The sequence below is a fragment of the Ornithinimicrobium murale genome (assembly GCF_003352835.1).
GTDB lineage: Bacteria > Actinomycetota > Actinomycetes > Actinomycetales > Dermatophilaceae > Ornithinicoccus > Ornithinicoccus muralis.
Genome location: NZ_QLVD01000010.1, coordinates 81,798 through 98,443 on the forward strand (window position 1 = coordinate 81,798; position 16,646 = coordinate 98,443).

Consider the following 16,646-nt stretch of genomic DNA (forward strand, 5'->3'; position numbering starts at 1 on the left):
CCTCACGAGAACACCGCGAAGGAGCACCCATGAAGAAGATGCTGCTGATCATCAACGGACCGGCCTACGGCGCCGACGAGACCTTCAACGCGGTCCGCCTCGCCGTCGCGCTGAGCAAGCGCGACGACACCCAGACCCGGGTCTTCCTCATGGGCGACGCCGTCACCTGCGCCGTCGCCGGCCAGAAGACCCCCGACGGCTACTACACCCTGGACCGCATGCTCAAGGGCCTCATCCGCCACGGCGGCCAGGTCGCCTGCTGCGGCACCTGCCTGGACGCCCGCGGACTCACCGAAGACCACCTCATCGACGGCGCACCCCGCTCCACCATGGAGCAGCTCGCCGCCTGGACCGTCGAGGCCGACACCGTCCTCACCTTCTGAACCCGGGAACCATCCCGCGCGCCAGCGGACAGCGCCACGAAAGTGCACGCTAGTGCCGCGCTGAGGACGGCTCGGTCGAGCCGGTCCGGGCGCTGATGGTGGCCCACCGACCGGTTGTCGCGGGCGCGTTGTGCGGCCCTCCGCCCGTTCGCGGGAAGCAGCCGGGTGTCGGTTGCCGGGTCAATCGCGAAGCCATAGCCTGACCAGGTCCGGCAGTGACTCCAACGCCGGCATCCCGACTTCCAGGCGGTCCCCCATGAGCGAGTCCCCACACGACCCGTACAACCCCGCCAACGCCGAGCCCGAGGCCGAGCAGGAGCAGGGCGCTGACGCGGCCCAGGATGACGCCAGCACCGCGGAGCAGGCCCCCGACGGAAACTCTTAGTCCTAACCTGCCCCGAGCGATTCGTTTCCCTGACCGACGCCCGCGCGTTGGCCGAGCAGCTCTTCTTCTGCTACAACCACGAGCACCGTCACTGCGGCATCGGGCTGCACACCCCCGCCAACGCCCACTTCGGCACCGCCAGCCAGGTCAGCGCCTAGGGGGAGAATCCACCCTGGACGCGGCCCACGGCGCCGACCCGCAGCGCTTCAGCCTCCGCACCCGGCGCGGCCAAGCTGCTCCAGGCCGCGTGGGTCAACCAGCCCCGGGAGACCCGGTATAGACCGCCTGACGAAACTGTCCCACCCGACTTGACCCTTGACGCCTTCGTGGCGGTAAACGGGGTGACGCCCGCCAATTGTGAGCCTCACGCCAAGAGCGTGGGCAGCCGCGAGAAGAGCGTCCGACCGGGCACCTCACCCCAGCCTGCGCTGACCGGAGCGATCTGTGAATACATAAGTAGCCGCGGTGATAGCGACGACCGATACGTTCGCGGCATGACCAACGTCGTGCATCACATCGAGCTGTGGACCTCCGACATCGAGTCGGCCACTCCCTCGTTCGACTGGCTCCTGAAGTCGATTGGCTGGACCGCGCGGCACGACCCTGCCTGGCCCGCCGGGCGCACCTGGCAGCACCCCAGTGGCGTCTACATCGTCCTGGAACAGTCACCCGACGTAACGGGAATCCACGAGCGTACCCGCGCTGGGCTGAACCACGTCGCCCTGCGCGCCGGCGACCGCGAGCAGCTGGACGTCCTGCGCAAGAAATGTGGTGGGCATGGGTGGACCGAACTGTTCTCCGATCGCTACCCGCATGCGGGTGGACCGCAGCACACCGCCCTGTTCATCGAGAACCACGAGGGCTTCGAGCTTGAACTCGTAGCGGACTAGGGCACGCATTTGCCGCGCCTAGTGTGTCCTTCACCTCGGTGCTTGGACGGCACGGATGCATCCGTGTGAGCCTGGTCCGGTCCCGTTCTGCGGATGAGTTCTTCTTGGAGAACGGTGAACCGGCGAGTCGAACCGGCGTAGGAATGCGCCGCTACCGCGCGCCCGTCCCGCCGCTCCAGTACTAGCTGCTCCTCAGTATTGGCGTCAATGGACTGCCGACATGCACGACCGCGGTGGTGGGCGGGTTGCTGCTCACCACCGCGGCCGGATGGCCACCGTGGGCGTTGACCCGTCAGTCGTCTTCCTCCCGCTCTTCCCCCTCCTCGTCTTGCTGTTGTTCTTGTTGGTCTTCTTGGTCCTCACCGGTGTCGCAGGATGCTGCCATGGTCAGGGGTAGGGCGAGGGCGATGGTCAGACTGGTCGCGACACGACGCAGACGACCGGGACGCAGTGTTGACTGGGACATGGGGGTCTCCGGCTTCTAGAGGTCGGGTTGATGCGTTATCGGGGATCCGGCGTGCCGGGGGCGGGCCCGTCGGTGTCGAGCCCGTCGGTGTTCGGTCGTGCGCTGTCGGGCCGGTCGGACCTGATCTTGTCCAGTCCGGCGCGTGCGTGGTGGCTGCCTTTGGCGATCTGGTCCTCGTAGCGGCCGGCGGTCTTGGTGTTGGCGACCTCACCGATCTTGGTGATGCCCTGGTCGATCTTGGCGTGGTGCTGGGTCACCGCCCCGGTCGCTGCTGCGCGGGCCTTGGCGAGCATGTCCTTCAGTGCCATGGTGTGCCTCTTCTTTCGTGTTGTGGTGAGGGTCATCGGTGGGAGTGGTGGGTGGACTGGGCTGGTCTCCACAGGGGTTGCAGGGCGGCGTCCTCGGCCTCGGTGGCGACCCGGAACGGGGGCTCGGTCGGCGCAGGCAGAGCTTGGCGTCCCTGTCCTCGGGTGGCGCGCAGGCTGGCGATGATCGAGACGGTGATGATCGTGGCGATGACCGCCAGGGACACGGGGGTGGGGATGTAGAAGATGTCAATCTTGAGCAGCATCTTCACCCCGACCCAGATCAGCACCAGGGCCAGGCCGACCTTGAGGTAGACGAAGCGGTGGATCAGGTCGGCGAGCAGGAAGTACATCGCCCGCAGACCCAGGATCGCGAAGGCGTTGGCGGTGAAGACCAGGAACACCTCGTCGGTCACCGCGAAGATGGCAGGGATGGAGTCCACGGCGAAGACCACGTCGGTGACTTCGACCAGGACCAGCACCGCCAGCAGCGGGGTGGCCAGCAGCACCCCGTTGCGCCGCACGAGCAGCTTCTGTCCGTGGTAGGTCTGGGTCATCGGGATGAACCGGCGGAAGAGGCGCAGCACCATCGACCGGTCGGGGTCGAGGTGTTCGTTGCGTTGCCGGATCATCCGGTACCCGGTATAGAGCAGGAACGCGGCGAAGACGTACAGCACCCACGCGAAGTTCTGGATGAGAATTGCCCCGGCCGCGATGAAGATTCCACGAAAGACCAACGCGCCCAGCACTCCCAGGAACAGCACCCGATGCTGGAACTCACGAGGGACGGCGAAGTAGCTGAAGATGATGGCCCACACGAAGACGTTGTCCACAGCTAGGGACTTCTCGATGAGGTAACCAGCGAAGTACTGCTGTCCGAACTCAGCGCCCCAGAACCACCAGACGATGACGCCGAAGGCGACTCCGAAGGCCACCCACACCCCAGACCAGGCGGCTGCCTCCTTGACCCCGATCACATGGGCGCGGCGGTGGGCGAACAGGTCGATGGCCAGCATTACCACGATGAAACCGAGCACTGAGGCCCAGATCCAGAACGGGACATCCATAAGTACACTCCGATCCAATGATCGGAGGTCTCTCCCAGCCCCGTGACGGGCCCGCTCGCCGGAACCCTCATGGGCCGTAGTGACGACGAAGCGTGAGTGGGGTACTCCCCTCCAGTGCGACCGAGTACAACACACGCGCCCGACACCGGTCAAATCCACCGACCCACCGACCGGCAGCAGGCCCTGCGGCAACGACCGGATCTGCCCCGCTGAGGACGCGGTAGCGTCCGCTCCTAATGGGTTCTGCCGAAGCCTCTGGCAGGCTCGGTCCTGGTAGCGGCCGGCGGGTCAGCACTCTCCGCTACTGACCCTCGAGGTCTCGCGGCAGACCGTGCGCCCGCCGGTCGTGAGGAGGCGTGACCGCTGCTGGGATGACGTGCCCCCGGATGGTGCGGATGAGCACTTGACCATTAGGACGCCGGAAGTCTCCTCCACGCTGCCGAGCAGAGGTCGCGACGAGGCGAGGGAGAGCAGTGCGATGTTGTTCGTGGGTGATGACTGGGCCGAGGACCACCACGACGTCGAGATCGTCGACGAGCACGGGAAGGTGCTGGCGCGAAGACGACTACCCGAGGGGCTGGCCGGGGTGACGCGGCTGCACACGCTGCTCGGCGAGCACGCACCACCGGAGTGGGCCGACCTCGACCCGGCCAGCGCGGCCGCCCAGGTGGTGGTCGGGATCGAGACCGACCGTGGCCCGTGGGTCGGGGCGCTGGTCGCGGCCGGCTACACCGTGTACGGGTTGAACCCGATGTCGGTGGCTCGGTACCGGGAGCGGCATTCGACCTCCGGGGCGAAGTCGGACACCGCGGATGCCCACCTGCTGGCCGAGATCGTCCGCCTGGACCGGGCCCACCACCGCCCGGTCGCCGGCGACAGCGCCACCGGGGAGGCGGTCAAGGTGAGCGCACGCGCCCACCTGTCGCTGATCTGGGACCGGACCCGGCACGTGCTGCGCCTGCGCTCGGCGCTGCGGGAGTTCTTCCCTGCCGCGATGAGGGCGTTCGAGGAGCTGGACGCCCCGGAGGCCCTGCAGCTGCTCGCCCTGGCACCGGACCCGGACACCGCCGCCAGGCTGTCCCGGGCAAAGGTCGTCCGCGCCCTGACCGCGGCGAACCGTCGCGACGTAACGGCCCGCGCCGAGACGATCCGGGAAGTGCTGACCGCACCCGAGCTGCGACGACCTGACCCGGTGCAGGACGCCTACGCCGCGGTCGTGGCCTCCGAGGTCGCGCTCATCACCGTGCTGAACACCCAGATCGAGCGGCTCGGGCAGGTGGTGGACGAGCATTTTGGCCGGCACCGGGACGCTGACATCTACACCAGCCTGCCCGGTCTCGGTGTGATCCTGAGCGCCCGGATCCTCGGCGAGTTCGGCGACGACCCCCACCGCTACGCCGACGCCAAGTGCCGCAAGGCCTACGCCGGCACCGCGCCCATCACCCGCGCCTCCGGCACCCGGAAAGTGGTTCTGGCCAGGTACGCCCGCAACCGGCGCCTCGGCGACGCCGTCCAGCAGTGGGCCTTCTGCTCCATGCGCGGATCGCCCGGTGCCCGCGCCTACTACCAGTCACTGCGTGCCCGCGGCATCGGTCACCAAGCCGCACTCCGTCAGCTCGCCAACCGCTGGGTCGGCATCCTCCACGGCTGCCTCCGGCACCGCACCTTCTACGACGAGAACACCGCCTGGCAGCACCACCTCAGCACCGCGGCTTGACACCGCCAGAACCTGGGATGTCTGCCGCACTGCGGACGCGGTAGCGTCCGCTCGTGCCGCGAGCCGTTGGCTTTAGCTAGTGCCACTGGGCCAGGTGGCGGGCTGTCACCTGGTGGTCGGCCTTGCCGCTGGCGACGGCAATGACCAGGTCGTAGGCGGCGTCGTCGGGTGCTTGGAGGTCCATGCCGTTGAGGCCGTAGAACACGACCACCGCGAGCCATCCCAGGCGCTTGTTGCCATCGACGAGCGGGTGGTTGACCACGATGGACTCCAGCAGTGCGCCGGCCTTGGCCTCGATGCCGGGATAGGCGTCCCGTGCGAAGACGCTGGCGCTGGGGCGGTGGGCCGCGGAGTCCAGCAGGCCAAGGTCCTGGACCGGACCTACGCGCAGGTCCGCTGCCAGGGCGAGCAGGTCCTCGGTGGTCAGGTACTCCAAGGGTCAGCGTCCAAGGCGCTCAATCAGGTCGGCGTACCGCTCTCGCCCGCGTGCGGACAGTTCCCGGACCCGCTCTTCATGCCCGCGCCGAGCGGCTGCCTCCCGGATCGCCCGCACCGTCGCCTCCTGCTTGCTCACACCCTCGGCCTCGGCCAGGGCCGCCAAGGCTCGCTCGTCCTCCGGAGGAAGTCGCAGAGTCATCGCCATCCAGGCATGGTATCACTCTGATATCTAACGCCCTGGGCGGCGCGTGCGCCGCTGGGCCTCGATCGCTTGGCCGCGAGGCAGACATGCGGGTGGCCACTCGTGGCTACTCGGCGGCCTTGGGGGATGAGTGCGGCCACACGGGCCGCCCCTGCCCCAGGAGACGACCATGGCCGCCACCCTCTCCCACAAGCTCGTGTCGTTGGCCGAGGCGGCCGACGTCCTCGCGGTCTCGACCAAGACCGTGCGCCGCTACATCGCCGACGGCCACCTCGACGCCGTCCGGCTTGGGCGCAAGACGTTGCGGATCAAGCTCGACTCGATCGAGAGGTTCATCGACTCCTGCCCCGTCGGAGGGTGGCGTCGGACCGGCTGAGGGGTCCGAGGCGTGCCCAGAAGCGACCGAGAAGGGTCACGGCTGCTCCATTCAGTCGAGGGGCAGCCAGCTGCGAACGATGCATAGTCGCTGCACTCGAAAGGAGAAAGGCCCCTGAACTTGCGTTTCCGCAGTTCAGAGGCCTTTTCACAACGCTCCCCCGGTTGGACTCGAACCAACAACCCTCCGGTTAACAGCCGAATGCTCTGCCAATTGAGCTACAGGGGAATGTGCACGCCTGCGAGGCGGCAGCGAGCACCGACTCTATCACGCACCCAGGGGTGGAAGGCCACTCTGGTCACGCAGTGTGGCGCGTGCCACGGCGACCTGCTCGTTGAGCTCCTCGTCGCCTGGTTGGACACGCTGGCCGGGCACCACCTGGTCGACCAGGTCGCGGGTGGCCAGGTCTTTGCGGATCGCCACCCGGGTCGTGCGGCCGGGCCCCAGGTCGACCTCTCGCATCAGGACGACGCTGGCCTCGACGCGGTCGCGAAAGGCGTCGGTGAAGGCGTGCGCGCCCGCGCCGGTGAAGGTCCACCGGGTCGGATCTCCACCCTCGACCCAGGTCACCCGCAGAGTGTCCGAGTCGGGGTCCCAGGTGCCCCCGTCGACCTCCAGCCAGGCTGCTGAGCGGCGCACCTCACCGTCCTGGGCCACGACGGCCACCCGGGTGCGGCTGGCCACCACCCACTGCAGTCCCAGCTCGTCCCAGGCCGCTGCCACGAGCTTGTCCCGGGCCGGCACGGCTGCTCGCGCCACCGCCGCAGGCGGGTCCTCCTGGCTCTTCCTGCCCCACGCCACAATCATCACTCCATCCCGGCGCGCAGCCGCGCCCGCTCGCGAAACAGAACTGACAACTGCTCGTTGAGCACCCGGCCCTCGGCACTGCCCGGCTCCGCACGCTGCAGACCGCTCATCGCGTCCGAGATGCGCCGCTCCAGGCCGGCCTCCTGCACCCGGGTGATGAGCGAGTTGACATAGCGCTGTGGTGGCCGGCCGGTCCCCGGATCCAGCCGCTCCGGCAGCGCGGCCACGGCCAGCTCATTAACCAGGCCCTGTGCCTCCTGCCGGGTGGCGGTCAGCACCGTGGCTGCCCAACCCTGACTGCTCATCGTCTGGGCCGCGGCCAGTCCGCCGGCAGCCTGCACCCCCGCGAGCACCACCTGATGGGCCGGGGCACGCAGAGCGTCCGGAGGCAGTTGGGACAACGCCTCCGCGCTCAGCGACGACGGGAACTGCAGCACCACCTGCAACAGCTGCCGCTCGGCGGCCACGAGCGGGTCCCGCAGGTCGGGCACCGGAAGGGGCGGAGGCTGTGGCGGCGTGTCCGGGTGCGATCGCGCGGACGTCTCCTGCGGCTGACCGCCCTGCTGCGGCGGACCACCCTGCCACGGGGGTCCCTCCTGCCCACGTCCCACCGGCGCCGGACCCGGACGTCCTGCAGGCTGCCCGTTGCGGCCCCGCGGCGCACGACCGGCCCGGGCAACCTCCGAGCCGACCCGCTCGACCGGCATGCCCAACCAGCCCGCGACCGTCCGGACGTACTCCGGGCGCAGCGCCGGGTCGCGGATGCCGGCCAGGATCGGCGCGGCGGCACGCATGGCGGAGACCCGCTCCTCGGCACGGTCCAGGTCATACGGCGCGATCGTGGATCGCACCGCGAACTCGAAGAGCGGCACAGCACCCTCGATCAGCTCGCGCACCGGCGCGTCACCGCCGGCCAGGCGCAGGTCGTTGGGGTCCTGACCGGCTGGCGCCACGGCCACGAAGGACTGGCTGGCCCACCGCTGGTCCTCGGCAAAGGCCCGCATCGCGGCCTTCTGACCGGCCGCGTCACCGTCGAAGGTAAAGATGACGCGCGCCGGGGACAACCCCGACTCGTCGCGCAGGATGCGCCGCAACATCTTGATGTGGTCCACGCCGAAGGCCGTGCCACAGGTGGCGACCGCCGTGTCGACGCCGGACAGGTGGCAGGCCATGACGTCGGTGTAGCCCTCGACCACCACAGCCCGGCGCTGCTCGGCCATCGGCTTCTTGGCCAGGTCGAGTCCATAGAGCACCGAGGTCTTGCGATAGATCGGCGTCTCGGACGTGTTGAGGTACTTCGCCTGGATGCGGTCCTCGTCAAAGATGCGCCGGGCACCAAACCCCACGGTGTCACCGGTGATGTCGCGGATCGGCCAGAGCACCCGCCCACGGAAGCGGTCATAGAGCCCGCGGCTCCCCCGACCGGACAGTCCCCCGGTGACCAACTCGTCATCCGTGAAGCCCTTGGTCCGCAGGTGCCGGGTCAGCGCCTCTCCGGCCTGCGGTGCATAGCCGACCTGGAAGACTGCGGCGTCGTCGGTGCTGAATCCCTTGGCGGAGATGAAGTCCCGCGCCTGCTGCCCCTCGGCACTCTCGGCGAAGGCCGTGGCATAGAACTCGGCCGCGGCGCGGTGCGCCTCCACCAGCCGGGCCCGTCGCCCGAGCCCACCCTCGCCGTCGCGACGACCTGGTCCACCGGTTCCCTCGGCATACCTCAGCTCCATGCCGAGCTTGCCGGCGAGACGTTCGACCGCCTCGGCGAAGGTGAGGTGGTCGATCTTCATGACGAAGGAGATGACGTCGCCGCCCTCTCCGCACCCGAAGCAGTGCCAGGCACCCACCGCGGGGCGGATGTTGAAGGAGGGGGTCTTCTCGTCGTGGAACGGGCACAGCCCCTTGAGCGACCCCGTGCCGCCCGTGCGCAGGGTGACGTGCTCGCGCACGACATCCTCGATGGAGGTGCGTTCCTTGACGGCCTGCACGTCCTCGGGCCTGATCAGTCCGGCCACCGACCCTCCTTCACGGTTTGCGGTGAGTCTAGGCGGTCACAGTGTCAGCCACGAAGGTGCGTGCACAGGCGAGTAGACCGGGCGAGGGTCGCTCGCCCCGGGGGCCACCATGGGGAATGATCGTGCCATGGCAGCGAAGTCGAGGACGCCCTCCACCGAGCTCGAGGTCGACGGTCGCACGGTGCGGATCTCCAACCCGGACCGGGTCTACTTCCCCGAGGCGGGGCACACCAAGCTGGACCTCGCGAACTACTACGTGTCGGTCGGCGACGGCATCGTCAACGCGCTCCGGGAGCGGCCGTGCATGCTGCACCGCTTCCCCGAGGGCATCGAGGGCGAGAAGGTGCACCAGAAGCGGCTCCCCCGCGGCGCGCCCGACTGGGTCGAGACGGCCCATGTCACCTTCCCCCGGTGGAACCGGACGGCCGACGAGCTGTGTGTCACGGAGTTGGCCAGCGTGATCTGGGCGGTGCAGATGTCGACCGTGGAGTTCCACCCCTGGAACAGCCGTCGGGGCGATGTCGAGCGTCCAGACGAGTGGCGCATCGACCTGGACCCGGGCGAGCAGTGCGACTTCGCGACGGTCCGGCGAGTGGCGGGCGTCGCGCAGGAGGTGCTGGACGAGCTGGGCGCGGTGGGCTGGCCCAAGACGACCGGCAGCCACGGCCTGCACGTCTATGTGCGCATCACGCCTGAGCACGGCTTTCAGGACGTCCGTCGCGCGGCGCTGGCCTTCGCTCGCGAGGTCGAGCGCCGCACCGAGGACGCCACCACAACCTGGTGGCGCAAGGACCGGGACCCGACCCAGGTCTTTGTGGACTACAACCAGAACGCGCGCGACCACACCATCGCGGCGGCCTACAGCGTGCGGGGCCGCCCCGACGCCCGGGTCAGCGCGCCCCTCACCTGGGACGAGGTCCCGGACGTCGACCCGGCCGACTTCACGATCTCCACGATGCCACAGCGGTACGCCGACCTGGGCGACCTGCACGCCGGCATCGACGACGCGGTCTATGACATCGGCCCGCTCCTGGAGTGGGCCGACCGCGACGAGGCCGAGGGTGCCGAGCCGGTGCCGGATCCGGAGGACTGACTGACGGTATGCCGAGGGGCCGGCCAGTGCGGACGCTCACCGGAGCGCCCGCGGAGCCTCCCAGGTGCGAAAGGACCCCCGGGGATCTCTCCCCGGGGGTCCTCTGCGCGCTGCCGGTCGCTCAGGCGGCCTCGCAGTTCTCCTCGTACCAGCTCTGGATGTTGTTCGAGGCCTCGGTCAGCCCGTCGGTGTCGACATCCTCCAGGTTGCCGGCCTCCAGGTCGTCCAGGGAGTCCACAACCAGCTGAAGGTCGTCCTTGATCTCGTCGGGCGCGTCGTCAACGGCGTCCTGCAGCGCCTCCTTGGCCGCGGCGGGGTTGTTGATACCGATGTCCGCACCGACCTCCTGGTCACAGAAGTCGCTGTCACTGCCCCCACAGGCGGTCAGGGCCGGCACGAGCATGGCGGCCGCCACGACCCCAGTCATCAGTCGCTTCATGTTTTCCTCCCTTGGCAGCCGGCGCGGTGACGAATTGCCCCCTCGGGCACCAGCTTTCGCCGACGATCCTAAAGGAAAACTGGACACAGCCTGAACGCGGACCGGGTCAGCGGACGCGTGAGGCGTGCAGGCTGAGCGCCCGGACGTCGGACAGGGAAGCCACCTGATCCACCACGGCTCGCAGTTGGGTCGCCTGGTCGCCAGCCGCTTTGGCCTCCTCGCGGGCCAGCCGGTGGAGCGGGTCCATCGCCTCGGGCCGATCCAGGAAGTGCTGCACGAGATCCCCGACAACGGCGCGCTGGCGCTCCATCAGGTCACGCCGCTCGGTGCTGCGCATCACAAAGTGCGCAGCGGTCGCCTTGAGCACGGCAGTCTCGGCCCGGACCTCGTCGGGCACGACGAGGTCGGCGGCGTAACGGGTCAGCACACCCTCGCCGTGGTGGGTGCGCGTGACGCGTTCCACGGTGCTGACGAAGCGACCGATCAGGCGGCTGGTCATGTCCTTGAGCGCGGCGAGGTCAGCGCGGCTCCCGTCATGGGCCTGCGGCACCCACCCGGAACGCAGCAGCCGCTGCAGGGCCTCAGACAGTTCGTCCTCGGACAGGTCGTCCGCATAGGACTCGCGTGCCACCAGGACCACCGTCTGCTGCTCGGGTGCCGAGCGCAGGGCGGCGGGAGCGATACGGCCGGAGGCGATGCCATCCTCGACATCGTGCACGCAGTAGGCCACATCGTCAGCCCAGTCCATGACCTGCGCCTCCAGGCACCGACGGCCCGCTTCCTCCGGTGCGCCCTCGCGCAGCCAGGCGAACACCTCGTGGTCGTCCGGATACACACCGAACTTGCGCGTCAGGTGCGGTGCAGCTCCGCGCGCCCACGGATACTTCGTGGCCGCGTCCAGGCTGGCCCGCGTCAGGTTCAGACCGGCCGGGCGGCCGTCGGCGTGTGAGCGCTTGGCCTCCAGCCGGGTGAGCACCCGCAGCGTCTGGGCGTTGCCCTCGAAGCCGCCGATGTCGCTCGCTAGCTCATCCAGCGCCGCCTCTCCGTTGTGACCGAACGGCGGGTGCCCGATGTCATGGGCCAGGCACGCCGTGTCCACGACGTCGGCGGAGCACCCCAGCGCGGCTCCGAACTCACGCCCGATCTGCGCCACCTCCAGCGAGTGGGTCAGCCGGTTGCGCACGAAGTCGTCCGAGTCGGGCGAGACGACCTGGGTCGTCGCCGACAGTCGCCGCAGCCCCGCCGAGTGGATGACCCTCCCCCGGTCCCGGGCGAAGTCGTCACGGTCCAGCCGCTTGACCGCCGGGTCCTCGGAGACCCAGCGCTCCCGGTCGTGCGCGGTGTAGCCGAGCACCGGGGCCTAGGCGCCCGGGCGCACGACGCCCGACTCGTAGGCGTAGACCACGGCCTGCGCCCGATCGCGCAGCCCCAGCTTGGCCAGCACCTTGCCCACGTGGGTCTTGACGGTCTGCTCAGCGACGAAGAGCCTCTGGCCGATCTCCACGTTGGACAGTCCGGCCGCCAACAGCTCCAGCACCTCGCGCTCCCGGGGGGTCAGTGCCTCCAGCTCGGCGGTCGGCCGCACGTCCGACCGGCGCCGGGTCACCTCCTCGATGAGCCGACGAGTCACCGACGGCGCGAGCAGGGCCTCCCCCGCGGCCACCAACCGCACGGCACGGATCAGCTCCTCGGCCGGGGCATCCTTGAGCATGAAGCCGCTGGCGCCGAGCCGCAACGCCTCATAGACATAGTCATCGATGTCGAAGGTGGTCAGCATCAGCACCCGCGGAGCCGGGTCCAACCGGCGCCGGAAGATCTCGGCCGCGGCATCCAACCCGTTCAGCTCGGGCATCCGCACGTCCATCAGCACGACGTCCGGGCGCAGGCGCACCACCTCGCGCACAGCGGCGGCGCCGTCGGGGGCGTCCCCGACCACCTGGATGTCCGGCTGCGCGGCCAGCAGTGCCCCGAACCCCTGCCGCACCATGGCCTGGTCGTCGGCGATGAAGACATTCACCATGGCCCATACCCTACGGCCGCGACGGGAACGGGGCGGACGCCGTGAGTCCGGCGACCGCCCCGCTGCCCAGATCGGCTCAGCCGACGAGCGTGCGCTCCTGCGAGCCGGTGGTGACACCCGTGCGCTCGCCAGTGCGCAGGAAGAACCCGTCGACACTCCAACGACCGGCGCCGAAGGCCGCGACCGCAACCAGGGCGGCGGCGATCGACAGGACCAGTTCGTAGCCGTTGGCGGTGACGAAGACGCCGTTGGCGACGTGCACGAGGAAGAACGCGCCCACCATGCTGAGCAGGTTGAGCAGCGCGAAGACCGGCGTGAGCACGCCGAGAACGAGCGCGGCGCCGCCGATGAGCTCGGCGAGCATGGTGTACCACGCGACCAGACCGGCGGCCGGGACGCCCATCTCGCCGAACGCCCCTGCCGTGCCTGCGGGGGTGAACTCGAAGCCCTTCTGCCACCCGTGAGCGAACAGGACAACGCCGACGGCGACCCGCGCAACGAGCAGGGCGAGGTCGGTCAACCCGGTGAGGCGGCGGGCAGGGGCAAGCAGGTGGCTCATCAAGATCTCCAGATTTGTTGTTGCTGCAATAGTTGATGTCTCAATCAGTATGCAGCGTCGACGCCGCCTGAAGCACATGGCCCCGGGTCGCGTCGTCGACCGGGAGGTCGGAGTGGTCGCAGTGAGAGTCAGCCCGCGGCCGGCGCCCGCGCTGGCAGGGTCGCGCTCACCACCCAGCCCCCGTCGGGACTGGGCCCAGCGCTCAGCTGGCCGCCGACGGAGGCGGCGCGTGCCGACATACCGGGTATGCCGTGTCCCCCGCTCCCCGAGGTGTCTCTCGGGCGGCTGTGGCCGGGTCCGCTGACCACCCGGACCCGCACCTGCTCTCCGTAGTCCACCTCGACCCGCACCGCGCCGCCCGGCGCGTGACGGGAGGCGTTGGCCAGGGATTCCTGCAGGACGCGGTACAGCACCATCGCCGTCGCCGAGCCCGGCTCGGTCTCCCCCGACACCGACCAGCTGAGGTCCACGCCGGCCTCGCTGGAGGACCGCAACAGGCGCAGCACGTCCTCGGCACCGGGCTGCGGTGCCTGCTCGGGGGCGTGCCCCTCGCTGCGGAGGACACCCAGCATCGCGCGCACCTCGTTGAGCGCCTCGCGCGCCTGGCCCGCCACCGACTCGAACTCGGCGGCGACCTCGGGGGTGACTCCACCGAGCCGGTACTGCGCCGACTGGGCCTGCACCACCACCATCGACATGCGGTGGGCAACGACGTCGTGCAGGTCGCGGGCGATCCGCGTGCGTTCCTCGGCCAGGACCGCGCGGGCCTGCTCGGCCTCGGCCCTGCGGGTCTGCTCCTCGGCGCGCCGGGTCTGGTCCGCCGCTTCCCGCCGCGAGCGGAACAGCCCGCGCAGCAGGAGGCCGAGCCCGATGAAGCCGCCGAGTCCCCAGATGACCCAACCGACAACCATCCCCGAGGGAAGGTGGGCGAGGAAGAGGAAAGCGGTTCCCGCGTAGGTGAGCCCGACGCGGGCCGGGCTCTCCCGGACGCCTACCGCGACCAGCAGGGCGAGCAACACGATGAAGGCGGTGATCTGCCAGGGGAACCCTTCCGCGCTGCTGGCCACTTGCGCGCCGGGGTCGACGGAGACGGGACCCGCGGGGCTGTCCACCACGACGGCCTCGACGGAGGGTCCGGCGTTCGGCGGGAGGGGCGGGAAGACCAGCGGGATGACGGCCGCCGGCACCACCCACATCAGCCAGCCGAAGAACGGCGCGGCGCGGAGCCAGATCAGTGGCAGCACCCCCAGTGCTGCCACGAGCGGCCACAGACCGGTCGGCACCTCGTGGGTCAGCCCGATGGTCGGCCAGGCGATGGCCATCATGATGGCCGTGACGAGCCACACCAGAATGGTGCCGTGGCGCGTGACGAAGTCCAGCCCACGGCTGCCGACCCAGCGCGCAGGCCGCACCACGAGCCAGTTGACCGGCCGCACCGTCACCCAGCTCAGGGCACGTCCTCCACCACGCGCGACGCGCCCCAACTTGCTCATGGTTCGACGGTATCCGCGACGGGGCAGCCTCGTGTCATACCTGCGGGTGAGTTGTGGCCGGGCCGTGCGGGTGAGGAGTCACCTATGACGCGCCAGAATGTCCGCCTGAGGTTGGCTCCGTCGGGGGACCCGCTGTGGCGCACCGGATTCCTAGCGTCGAAGCATGCTCACCAGGACCTCTCTGAAGCCGCCTCGGGTCGGCACCACGCTCACCGTCGGGGCTGCCCTCACGCTGTCCACCGTCCCCTCCCTCCTCCCCCGCGCCCCGCTGACCCAGGGACTGCTCAGCGGCGGCCTGGTGTTGCTGTCCCTGGTCGTCCTGGCGGCAGGGCGTCTCGTGCTGCGCCGTCTCGGGAGGGCCACGTCCCCCACGACGCCGCGCGCTCGCTGGCTCGTGCTGGTCGGGACCGGCACCGCGGTGGCCGGCACCGCCTGGCTTGCGCAGCTCGGCCTCGGGCAGTGGGCGGCGGACCTGGCGATGCCGCTCCCCGGACCGGCCTACTGGTTGAGCGCAGGGGCCTGGACGGTCCTGGTGGTTGCCCTGGGGGTGGTCGTGACGGCCGGGATCCGCAGGATGGTCCGCACCACCGGGCGCCGAACCCGCAAGCCGTTGGCGGCCGCGCTGCTCGCGAGTGTGACGGTGACCAGCGCCGCGGCCGGGCCGGTGGACCTCCTGAAGCCGCTGCGCAAAGATCTCGGGGCCGGCCACGTCCTGCTCATCGACTCACCCGCAGGGGCGTCGCGCTCCTTCGTGGAGGTCGACGAGGCAGCGACCCCGCAGGAGGGGGCCGAGCTGGCTGTCGACCGGTTGGTCGCCGACGGCGGGCTGGAGCGGGAGGCGATCCTGATCGCCCTGCCCACCGGCAGTGGCTGGGTCAACCGCGAGGCGATCACCGCGTTCGAGAGCCAGCTCGACGGCGACGTGGCCGTGGTGTCCGCGCAGTACGGCGACCTGCCCAGTTGGTGGAGCTTCCTGCTCGACCAGGACCCCGCGAGCCACTCGGCCGAGGGCCTGGTCGACGGCGTTCTGGACCGTGTCGCCGATCTCCCCGTCGAGCAGCGACCTGACGTCTATGTCCACGGCGAGTCGCTCGGTGCCGTCGCGGGGCAGGCTGCCGTCGCGGACGTCGAGCCGGATGCCCTCTGCGGTGTGATCTGGTCCGGGGCCCCCGGCGGTGCGCTCTCGGGGCACCCCCGGGAGCGCAGTCTGCGCAACGCCGACGACCCGGTCACGTATCTGTCGTCAGACCTCGTCCTGGAGCAGCCGGAGGGCTGGCCGACCGCGTGGCTCCCGGGCCTCAGCTATGGCACCACCGTGCTGGACCTGGCCTCCTCGCTGCTGCCTGATGCGGGCCACGGACACATGTATGGCCCCGAGCAGGACTGGACCCTGCCGTCCTGCTGAGGGTCAGTCGCCTCGTCCGACCTCCGCGCCAGTGTCCGCAGACCGCCGCCCGGTGATCATTGCCATCGCCCGACGGGCGCCGGAGGCGAGGACGGGCAGGAGCGGTCGGGGTGGGACGTCTCGATAGCCGCCCTTGGCCAGGTCGGCCCGTCGCTCGAAGAAGGAGTAGGACGCACGGTCACCAGTCCGGAGCCAGGACCACCCGACGGAGGCGACATAGAGGGGCAGGAAGGGCAGTCCGAGGCAGGCCATCCACTGCCTGCTGTGGGCCTCCTCGTGCTCGAGCAGGTCCGGGCGCTTGGCGCACAGCTCGTCGATGTCGTGCCGGGTGATGACGACATCGCCCACGGTGAACGCCCCGCCGGTCGGGAACCTCCAGCGGTAGTGCTCGGCCACGTAGAGCTTGCGCGGCCCAGGCCGCACGTCCGCGCCACCGGCCGTGGCCACGCCCATCCCGAGCAGCGTCGAGCCGTTCAGCCAGTTGAGCGCATGCCGGATCCGCACCGACCTCGGCAACAGTTCCGCAGGGGTGGGCACCAGCGAGGAGGTCGCTGCGGGCGACTCCGGTTGCGGGAGGCTCATGGCGCACACG

General features: G+C 69.9%; 20 protein-coding genes and 1 tRNA gene. 7 read left to right on the forward strand and 14 right to left on the reverse strand.

The window, feature by feature from the left end; all coding sequences use genetic code 11:
* Positions 1–29: 29 nt before the first annotated feature.
* From DPQ65_RS03630 to DPQ65_RS03635, 3 genes are all read left to right on the forward strand, one after another.
* Positions 30–383, forward strand: a complete 354-nt coding sequence (locus DPQ65_RS03630) for a DsrE/DsrF/TusD sulfur relay family protein (protein ID WP_114906019.1) — start codon at positions 30–32, stop codon at positions 381–383.
* Between the two features lie 256 nt (positions 384–639).
* The gene (locus tag DPQ65_RS16265) at positions 640–768 is read left to right on the forward strand and encodes a hypothetical protein (protein WP_272947632.1); all 129 of its coding nucleotides are present in this window, start codon (positions 640–642) and stop codon (positions 766–768) included.
* Positions 769–1,262: 494 nt separating this feature from the next.
* Positions 1,263–1,658, forward strand: a complete 396-nt coding sequence (locus tag DPQ65_RS03635; protein WP_202862993.1) for a VOC family protein — start codon at positions 1,263–1,265, stop codon at positions 1,656–1,658.
* Positions 1,659–1,950: 292 nt separating this feature from the next.
* Here the strand turns inward: DPQ65_RS03635 and DPQ65_RS15495 are convergent, their stop codons facing one another.
* The 3 genes from DPQ65_RS15495 to DPQ65_RS03645 are packed head-to-tail and all read right to left on the reverse strand — an operon-like array spanning position 1,951 to position 3,496.
* Positions 1,951–2,124, reverse strand: a complete 174-nt coding sequence (locus tag DPQ65_RS15495) for a hypothetical protein (RefSeq protein WP_162801998.1) — start codon at positions 2,122–2,124, stop codon at positions 1,951–1,953.
* A 35-nt stretch (positions 2,125–2,159) separates the two neighbouring features.
* A complete protein-coding gene (locus DPQ65_RS03640) occupies positions 2,160–2,432 on the reverse strand; it encodes an antitoxin (protein WP_162801999.1) in 273 nt (90 codons plus the stop codon).
* A 32-nt stretch (positions 2,433–2,464) separates the two neighbouring features.
* Complete coding sequence (locus DPQ65_RS03645) at positions 2,465–3,496, reverse strand: TerC family protein (RefSeq protein ID WP_114906021.1); 1,032 nt, start codon at positions 3,494–3,496, stop codon at positions 2,465–2,467.
* Between the two features lie 478 nt (positions 3,497–3,974).
* Here DPQ65_RS03645 and DPQ65_RS03650 point away from each other — a divergent pair, with 478 nt between their 5' ends.
* A complete protein-coding gene (locus DPQ65_RS03650; protein WP_114906022.1) occupies positions 3,975–5,213 on the forward strand; it encodes an IS110 family RNA-guided transposase in 1,239 nt (412 codons plus the stop codon).
* Positions 5,214–5,289: 76 nt separating this feature from the next.
* Here the strand turns inward: DPQ65_RS03650 and DPQ65_RS03655 are convergent, their stop codons facing one another.
* Both DPQ65_RS03655 and DPQ65_RS03660 read right to left on the reverse strand, forming a co-directional pair.
* Positions 5,290–5,649 carry a type II toxin-antitoxin system death-on-curing family toxin gene (locus DPQ65_RS03655; protein ID WP_114906023.1) on the reverse strand — a complete coding sequence of 120 codons (360 nt, stop codon included), beginning with the start codon at positions 5,647–5,649 and terminating at the stop codon, positions 5,290–5,292.
* Between the two features lie 3 nt (positions 5,650–5,652).
* Complete coding sequence (locus DPQ65_RS03660) at positions 5,653–5,856, reverse strand: toxin-antitoxin system HicB family antitoxin (protein WP_114906024.1); 204 nt, start codon at positions 5,854–5,856, stop codon at positions 5,653–5,655.
* A 166-nt stretch (positions 5,857–6,022) separates the two neighbouring features.
* Here DPQ65_RS03660 and DPQ65_RS03665 point away from each other — a divergent pair, with 166 nt between their 5' ends.
* Positions 6,023–6,229, forward strand: coding sequence for a helix-turn-helix domain-containing protein (locus DPQ65_RS03665; RefSeq protein ID WP_114906025.1), 207 nt, complete (start codon positions 6,023–6,025; stop codon positions 6,227–6,229).
* 155 nt (positions 6,230–6,384) lie between these two features.
* Here the strand turns inward: DPQ65_RS03665 and DPQ65_RS03670 are convergent.
* From DPQ65_RS03670 to dnaG, 3 genes are all read right to left on the reverse strand, one after another.
* Positions 6,385–6,457 (reverse strand) — tRNA-Asn (locus tag DPQ65_RS03670).
* A gap of 39 nt (positions 6,458–6,496) precedes the next feature.
* Positions 6,497–7,036: a hypothetical protein gene (locus DPQ65_RS03675; RefSeq protein WP_114906026.1), complete on the reverse strand. Its 540-nt coding sequence runs from the start codon at positions 7,034–7,036 to the stop codon at positions 6,497–6,499.
* Positions 7,036–9,045, reverse strand: a complete 2,010-nt coding sequence (gene dnaG / locus DPQ65_RS03680) for a DNA primase (RefSeq protein WP_114906027.1) — start codon at positions 9,043–9,045, stop codon at positions 7,036–7,038. Before dnaG ends, DPQ65_RS03675 begins: the two co-directional genes overlap by 1 nt.
* Positions 9,046–9,172: 127 nt before the next feature.
* On the opposite strand from dnaG, the gene ligD reads away from it, so the two are divergent.
* Positions 9,173–10,138, forward strand: a complete 966-nt coding sequence (gene ligD, locus DPQ65_RS03685; protein ID WP_114906028.1) for a non-homologous end-joining DNA ligase — start codon at positions 9,173–9,175, stop codon at positions 10,136–10,138.
* Positions 10,139–10,259: 121 nt separating this feature from the next.
* Here ligD and DPQ65_RS03690 read toward each other — a convergent pair whose 3' ends face one another.
* The 5 genes from DPQ65_RS03690 to DPQ65_RS03710 form a co-directional block, all read right to left on the reverse strand.
* Positions 10,260–10,577, reverse strand: a complete 318-nt coding sequence (locus tag DPQ65_RS03690) for a hypothetical protein (RefSeq protein ID WP_114906029.1) — start codon at positions 10,575–10,577, stop codon at positions 10,260–10,262.
* 106 nt (positions 10,578–10,683) lie between these two features.
* Positions 10,684–11,931: a deoxyguanosinetriphosphate triphosphohydrolase gene (locus DPQ65_RS03695; RefSeq protein ID WP_114906030.1), complete on the reverse strand. Its 1,248-nt coding sequence runs from the start codon at positions 11,929–11,931 to the stop codon at positions 10,684–10,686.
* Between the two features lie 6 nt (positions 11,932–11,937).
* Positions 11,938–12,597, reverse strand: coding sequence for a response regulator (locus DPQ65_RS03700; protein WP_114906031.1), 660 nt, complete (start codon positions 12,595–12,597; stop codon positions 11,938–11,940).
* A 76-nt stretch (positions 12,598–12,673) separates the two neighbouring features.
* A complete protein-coding gene (locus tag DPQ65_RS03705; RefSeq protein ID WP_114906032.1) occupies positions 12,674–13,156 on the reverse strand; it encodes a DoxX family protein in 483 nt (160 codons plus the stop codon).
* 128 nt (positions 13,157–13,284) lie between these two features.
* The gene (locus DPQ65_RS03710) at positions 13,285–14,649 is read right to left on the reverse strand and encodes a sensor histidine kinase (protein ID WP_202862994.1); all 1,365 of its coding nucleotides are present in this window, start codon (positions 14,647–14,649) and stop codon (positions 13,285–13,287) included.
* A gap of 163 nt (positions 14,650–14,812) precedes the next feature.
* Here DPQ65_RS03710 and DPQ65_RS03715 point away from each other — a divergent pair, with 163 nt between their 5' ends.
* Positions 14,813–16,054, forward strand: a complete 1,242-nt coding sequence (locus DPQ65_RS03715; protein ID WP_114906033.1) for an alpha/beta-hydrolase family protein — start codon at positions 14,813–14,815, stop codon at positions 16,052–16,054.
* 3 nt (positions 16,055–16,057) lie between these two features.
* Here DPQ65_RS03715 and DPQ65_RS03720 read toward each other — a convergent pair whose 3' ends face one another.
* Positions 16,058–16,636 carry a hypothetical protein gene (locus DPQ65_RS03720; protein WP_238146663.1) on the reverse strand — a complete coding sequence of 193 codons (579 nt, stop codon included), beginning with the start codon at positions 16,634–16,636 and terminating at the stop codon, positions 16,058–16,060.
* Positions 16,637–16,646 lie beyond the last annotated feature (10 nt).

Bases quoted from the DNA above. Each gene is read 5' to 3' on its own strand.
- DPQ65_RS03675 (WP_114906026.1), bottom strand. From the start codon at position 7,036: ATGATTGTGGCGTGGGGCAGGAAGAGCCAGGAGGACCCGCCTGCGGCG.
- DPQ65_RS03640 (WP_162801999.1), bottom strand. From the start codon at position 2,432: ATGGCACTGAAGGACATGCTCGCCAAGGCCCGCGCAGCAGCGACCGGG.
- DPQ65_RS03635 (WP_202862993.1), top strand. From the start codon at position 1,263: ATGACCAACGTCGTGCATCACATCGAGCTGTGGACCTCCGACATCGAG.
- DPQ65_RS03715 (WP_114906033.1), top strand. From the start codon at position 14,813: ATGCTCACCAGGACCTCTCTGAAGCCGCCTCGGGTCGGCACCACGCTC.
- DPQ65_RS03660 (WP_114906024.1), bottom strand. From the start codon at position 5,856: ATGGCGATGACTCTGCGACTTCCTCCGGAGGACGAGCGAGCCTTGGCG.
- DPQ65_RS15495 (WP_162801998.1), bottom strand. From the start codon at position 2,124: ATGTCCCAGTCAACACTGCGTCCCGGTCGTCTGCGTCGTGTCGCGACC.
- DPQ65_RS03650 (WP_114906022.1), top strand. From the start codon at position 3,975: ATGTTGTTCGTGGGTGATGACTGGGCCGAGGACCACCACGACGTCGAG.
- DPQ65_RS03700 (WP_114906031.1), bottom strand. From the start codon at position 12,597: ATGGTGAATGTCTTCATCGCCGACGACCAGGCCATGGTGCGGCAGGGG.
- DPQ65_RS03710 (WP_202862994.1), bottom strand. From the start codon at position 14,649: ATGAGCAAGTTGGGGCGCGTCGCGCGTGGTGGAGGACGTGCCCTGAGC.
- DPQ65_RS03665 (WP_114906025.1), top strand. From the start codon at position 6,023: ATGGCCGCCACCCTCTCCCACAAGCTCGTGTCGTTGGCCGAGGCGGCC.
- DPQ65_RS03690 (WP_114906029.1), bottom strand. From the start codon at position 10,577: ATGAAGCGACTGATGACTGGGGTCGTGGCGGCCGCCATGCTCGTGCCG.
- DPQ65_RS16265 (WP_272947632.1), top strand. From the start codon at position 640: ATGAGCGAGTCCCCACACGACCCGTACAACCCCGCCAACGCCGAGCCC.
- DPQ65_RS03645 (WP_114906021.1), bottom strand. From the start codon at position 3,496: ATGGATGTCCCGTTCTGGATCTGGGCCTCAGTGCTCGGTTTCATCGTG.
- DPQ65_RS03720 (WP_238146663.1), bottom strand. From the start codon at position 16,636: ATGAGCCTCCCGCAACCGGAGTCGCCCGCAGCGACCTCCTCGCTGGTG.
- ligD (WP_114906028.1), top strand. From the start codon at position 9,173: ATGGCAGCGAAGTCGAGGACGCCCTCCACCGAGCTCGAGGTCGACGGT.
- DPQ65_RS03705 (WP_114906032.1), bottom strand. From the start codon at position 13,156: ATGAGCCACCTGCTTGCCCCTGCCCGCCGCCTCACCGGGTTGACCGAC.
- DPQ65_RS03630 (WP_114906019.1), top strand. From the start codon at position 30: ATGAAGAAGATGCTGCTGATCATCAACGGACCGGCCTACGGCGCCGAC.